At 57.8% G+C, this 4,980-nt stretch carries 5 protein-coding genes and 1 tRNA gene; 3 read left to right on the forward strand and 3 right to left on the reverse strand.

Going from position 1 to position 4,980, the window contains the following annotated elements; all coding sequences use genetic code 11:
* Positions 1-94: 94 nt before the first annotated feature.
* Both P1S46_11485 and P1S46_11490 read right to left on the reverse strand, forming a co-directional pair.
* A tRNA-Ala gene (locus P1S46_11485) sits at positions 95-166 on the reverse strand.
* Between the two features lie 106 nt (positions 167-272).
* Complete coding sequence (locus tag P1S46_11490) at positions 273-824, reverse strand: hypothetical protein (protein MDF1537098.1); 552 nt, start codon at positions 822-824, stop codon at positions 273-275.
* A 164-nt stretch (positions 825-988) separates the two neighbouring features.
* Here P1S46_11490 and P1S46_11495 point away from each other — a divergent pair, with 164 nt between their 5' ends.
* The 3 genes from P1S46_11495 (at position 989) to P1S46_11505 (ending at position 3,563) form a co-directional block, all read left to right on the forward strand.
* Complete coding sequence (locus P1S46_11495) at positions 989-1,369, forward strand: four helix bundle protein (protein ID MDF1537099.1); 381 nt, start codon at positions 989-991, stop codon at positions 1,367-1,369.
* Between the two features lie 389 nt (positions 1,370-1,758).
* Entirely contained in the window at positions 1,759-2,055 is a 297-nt protein-coding gene (locus P1S46_11500) for a hypothetical protein (protein MDF1537100.1), read from the forward strand.
* Positions 2,052-3,563, forward strand: a complete 1,512-nt coding sequence (locus P1S46_11505) for a GAF domain-containing sensor histidine kinase (GenBank protein ID MDF1537101.1) — start codon at positions 2,052-2,054, stop codon at positions 3,561-3,563. The genes P1S46_11500 and P1S46_11505 overlap by 4 nt, the downstream gene beginning before the upstream one ends.
* A 66-nt stretch (positions 3,564-3,629) precedes the next feature.
* Here the strand turns inward: P1S46_11505 and P1S46_11510 are convergent, their stop codons facing one another.
* Positions 3,630-4,793, reverse strand: a complete 1,164-nt coding sequence (locus P1S46_11510; GenBank protein ID MDF1537102.1) for a hypothetical protein — start codon at positions 4,791-4,793, stop codon at positions 3,630-3,632.
* Between the last annotated feature and the right edge of the window lie 187 nt (positions 4,794-4,980).

A 4,980-nucleotide genomic window follows, 5' to 3' on the forward strand; every position in this document is an offset into this window, starting at 1 on the left:
CCTCGACACCACGCGCCGATACCGACCCCAGACACCAGGAAACCCCCGAACCTGACGGTCCGGGGGTTTCCGATGTCCTGGGACATCACATGTGCGGAGGCGGGGGGATTTGAACCCCCGACCCCCTGCATGCGAAGCAGGTGCTCTCCCGCTGAGCTACGCCCCCACATAAGATTTTGCAGGTGACGAACTTACAGCAAAATCTTATGTCTGGCAAGGCGAGGTGATAGATCTGAGATCTGAGATCTGAAACCTGGAATCTGGAATCGCCTTTAAGGCACCAGCGGCCGCTGACTGACTTCGCAGTGGGGCGGATTGGGCCGGAAATTCTCGCACGCTTCGGGACGCTGGCCGGGGCCGAAGTGGTAGACGGCGCAGAAGTGGGCGTCGCTGTCGCCGCAGTAAAAGAGAAGCGGGCACATCCTCAAACGGAACTCGCCCATGAACCAGCCGGCGTACCAGGCCTCGCTGGCGTTCTGGCGGGCCACCATCTTGATAAAGCTGCCGATGGGGTTTCCCGCGGCGATCCACTCCTGGTAGCGAAGATGTTCAGTGAGCCCGGGGTTCAACGTGGCGCAGCACATTCCGCACCGGCGACACCTGTCGTTTTCGTTGTCGCCGGTAATAATGCCGATGCTGTCAAGATCTACGGAGGCTGCAACACGCTGATAGGCCCTGAACAGGGCGGACATGGGTCTGGGCGCACCTGCAGAGTAGTTCCGTCGAACCCATCTCCACGGGATCCACGGCAAATGGGAGATCCCTCTCAACTCCTCAGGAAGAGCCGAGCGGTATTTCAGGATGCTGCCTGGTACTTGAATCACCCCCAGGTCCTCAATATACTACACGACAACAGCAATTTGAAAGCATGTCATGGAGTATATTGAGGACCTGGGGGTCTCTGACACAGACCCAGTCACAGTGCTGATAAGGCATATGGCACGAATCATGCTCAGTTATCTGTCATCTATACTCGGGAGGTGTACAGATGACGGATTCAAAGAAAATAAAGAGCTTTGAAGATCTTATCGTTTGGCAAAAAGCAGGACAATTGGCTGTTTCGATCCACCAGTTGATTCGAACCGGTGAAATGACAAGAGACCTGAACTTCCGGGATCAGATAGGAAGGGCCTCGATTTCAGTGATGTCCAACGTTGCGGAGGGTTTCGAGAGGTTTAACCCGAAAGAGTTCAGGAGTTTCCTGTCCATTGCACGAGGATCAGTAGCTGAAGTGCGTTCCTTACTACATCTTGCTCGGAACCTGTCCTATATCCCTGAAGAAAAGGCTGATGAGCTAATCAAGTTAAGTGGTGAAATCAGCAGGATGCTCGCCGGATTAAAGCAGGCAGTCGAGAAAAAGATCTCCTAGGATTTCTTCTCCTGTGTCTGAGTCTGGGTCTGAGACTCGCTCCCAGTCCCGGCCGCAGTCCCCTTCCCCCCGCAATCGACGCATGGCCACAGGTTGCATCCCCGGGCCTGGAAGCCGGATCCGTGACAGGTGGGGCACGGTCTGGTGTCGCTGTTCTGATCTTCGGCCATGGGAGGATAATATCGCTGCGGAGGGATGGGGGCAAGGGGGGAAGGGCAGGGAGGAGGGAGGAGGCAGGAGGGAGAGAGCTATATGCGTAAAGCGTGTGGGCGTCAGATCTTTCGCACGTACGCACGTACGCTTCACTCATTCACGGTTCGTCCCCACTTGACAAAACTGCCTTTTCTGCTAAAAATATTGGCTGGAGCTTTCAACCAAGGGAGGTACCCATGCCCGAGACCCTGGAGCTTAACCCCGCCGAACTTCTCGGCCTGGCCATGTGTGTTCTGGTCCTGATCTACCTGCTGGTCAACTGGCGCATCCTTGCCGGAGGCCGTTACGCCCCTGTCCTTTACGCGTTTCTCTGCGTCCTGGGCGCTTTCGTAAGCACAACCCTGGAGGAATTCTTCCTCGGGGACCTGTTCAACATCATCGAGCATTCCCTTATGGCTTCCGGAGCGATCCTCGTCACAGTAGGATGCCGCCGGGCCCTGGACGTTGAACCAATGGATGACTGGACGGCATGAACCTCATCAGCTTCCTGGACATCATTGGCGCCGCCTCCCTTGCCTACGCCATGTGGACCATCCTCCAGCCGGAGGTCCGTAAACAGAAGGTTTTCCACTCCCTGTTCCTGCTGGTGCTCCTCTACATCATGAACGCGATACCCAACGCCGTGGAATGGATGGGGTTCGAAGATGTCGTTGAACCTTTCGAGGAGTACATCCAGATCCTCATTCCCATGGCGTTCTTCCTCTTCTTCTCCTACGTGAGCCAATCCGAGAACGAGAAGATCCTGGGCTCGAGGAACCGGGTCCTCATGGCTATCCACGCCATCACCCAGAAGCTCCAGATCAGCGGTGAACCGGAGGGGCTCTGGAAAGATCTCCTCGTCCGGGTCATCAACGTCATGGGTTTTGACGGGGGGTTTATCAATTTTCCGGAGGACCGGAAACTGGTCAACGTCCGCATGGAGTGGGAAGGATGGAATGTCTTCTCGGATCAGCTCCAGCTCCTGGATGTGGAGGATACGATCCTCAGCGAGGTGCTCATGACCGGTGAGCCCGTGGTGGTGGATCGCGTTCGCAACATGCCGGACTCTTTCTGCCAGGCCCTCAGTATCAGCGGTGTCAGTTCGGCAGCCCTTTTCCCCGTCTACTCGGAAGACAGGATCCTGGGGGTCATGGGCGTCGTTTCCCGTACCCAGTACAGCTTTACCCCCGAAGAAGTAGACCTTTTCACCATGCTCGGCCACCATTTCGGGGTGATCATATACAGCAGCCTCCTTATTGCCGACACGAGAGAGAAGGTCGAGGAACTGCGGCGGTCGCTGGGTGCAAGACGCCACTTCCTGACTCTCATCTCGGATGACCTGAGAGACCCTCTCCTCAGGATCCGCACGGTGATCCAGAGGCTCTATGACGATGTCGACCCGGATATGGATTCCGATAAGGCGAGGATGCTTGATGAGGCCGACGTGGACTCCTTCAAGCTTGAGCGGCTTATTGAAGATGTCAAGGAGCTGTCGATCCTGGACTCGGGGGAGCGGGAACCCGTATTCCTGCCCGTGGACATCATGAAGGAAATTGAACGGGTCGCCAACGAACTGCAGCTGCGGGCCGGGAACAAGGGTCTGGAACTGCGCGTCGATTACCTGGAAAACCTCTCTCCGGTTGAGGCCGACCGCGACCTGATCCACAGCGCTCTGCGGCACCTGCTCACCAACGCCATCAAATACACCCCCTCCGGTGGAACGATCATTCTCAGTGCTGAAGAGACCGCGGACACGCTCATCGTCAGGGTGGCGGACACCGGGATCGGCATCGATGAGGAAGACGCCGAAAAGATCTTCGACATGTTTTACCGGACCTCCGTGGCCCGGGGCGCGGAGAAGACCGGGACCGGCCTCGGCCTTTCCATCGTGCGGCGCATCATCCGCCTACACGGCGGTGAGGTCTCCTTCGAAGGCCGGCCCGAAGTGGGCACGATCTTCACGGTCTACCTTCCCAGGCTGCAGATGGAAGAAGAGCCGTGACTCGTGACTCGTAAATCGTGAATCACCAATCACGAATCACCAATCACGAATCACCAATCACGGCTCTTATATGCTGTGAACAAGTTCTAAGTAGACAGTAAGCGGCGCCCCTCCGTACTCGCTCTCCTGAACCCCTGAATCTGGTCTTTTCCCCAGCCCCACGAAGATCCCCCCGCTCAACGAAGTCAGGTCCGACAGGGACCAGCCGCCGTCGAGGCGAGCGAGGACGCTGCCGTCCGACAGGTTCGCGAAAAGGGCCGGCGTTACTGTGAGCAGGGGCGTCACCTGACGGGAGATCTGGACCGCACCGCTCAGTCGTCCCAGGGTCAGCGCCTGCCCGGCCAGGTACCTTTCGGTGAGCCTGAGCGCCGGATATTCGTCGGGGTCGGCGGCTCCCCAGCCGTTAAGGTAGATCTCTCCCACCATGTGGGTGTAGGGCCCCACCTGGCTCTCTACACCGGCAACCGTTTCGCTGAATCCGGTTCCCCCGTCCTCGCGCGTCACAAGGTGTGTTCCGTAGATCCTGGCGCCGCCGAAGTCTACCGTATAACCGGCCCCGAGCTTGATATCCTCGCGGATCCTGCCGCCTGTCAGGGACAGGGAGCCTGCCCCCACAGGTATCTGCAGGTTGACCGCCGCGTTGTCGTCGGTGTCGTCGGAGGGGACGGTCACCAGGGACAGGTCAGAAAAGGGCCCCAGGCTTGCCGTTACCGTAAGGGCATCGATGCCGGGCTTGTACAGGCGGTTGGTCTCGGTGATGGGGAAGGCCCCGAAGAGGTCGTTGATGTTGAAGTAATAGGCCTCTCCCCATGTGATCGCCTGCCGGCCGACGGTGATCCCGAGACCGGAAAACGTCCAGCCGGCCGTGAGCCGGTCCACCTCTGAAGTGAGGGCAGATCGGCTGGTTTCCCGATGGGTCTTTTCCATGTCAAGGGTCCGGAATGGCGACTCGCCATAGGGACCGGTGAGCCGGAGCTCCCCGAAAGCGCACCTCGCGTCGGCGAGCCAGTGGAGCTCGAGGTCCAGGGGCTCCAGCTGCTCCTGGACGACGAGCCGGCCGGCCAGTTCCCACTGCCCCCCGTCGCCTCCAGCCGTATCCCATGTGTCATTAACAGCTGTCGCTGCCCCGTCCAGCTCAAAGCCCACCCATGCCGGACATTCACGAACAGAATGCACCAGCAAGGTGTTAGCGACGATGAGTGTGATGAGGATGATCCGTTCAAGTTTCATGGTCATGAATGTCCGGTATGAGTGGGAGTCCAAAGGCCAAAGCCCAAAGTCCAAAGAGTTTGAGGCATAGTCTGTAGCAGTATCTACCTTTAGTCATTGGTTTTTGAACTTTGATAGAGTCGCAAAAAGTCCAATCCGGGACTTTTCGCTCCACGGAAAGGGAAAAGCGTGGTTTTCCCTTTCCTTA

The organism is bacterium (genome assembly GCA_029210545.1).
Taxonomy (GTDB): Bacteria; BMS3Abin14; BMS3Abin14; order BMS3Abin14; family BMS3Abin14; genus JARGFV01.

Coding starts and splice junctions, on each gene's coding strand:
- P1S46_11505 (MDF1537101.1), top strand. CDS start 2,052: ATGAACCTCATCAGCTTCCTGGACATCATTGGCGCCGCCTCCCTTGCC.
- P1S46_11495 (MDF1537099.1), top strand. CDS start 989: ATGACGGATTCAAAGAAAATAAAGAGCTTTGAAGATCTTATCGTTTGG.
- P1S46_11500 (MDF1537100.1), top strand. CDS start 1,759: ATGCCCGAGACCCTGGAGCTTAACCCCGCCGAACTTCTCGGCCTGGCC.
- P1S46_11510 (MDF1537102.1), bottom strand. CDS start 4,793: ATGAAACTTGAACGGATCATCCTCATCACACTCATCGTCGCTAACACC.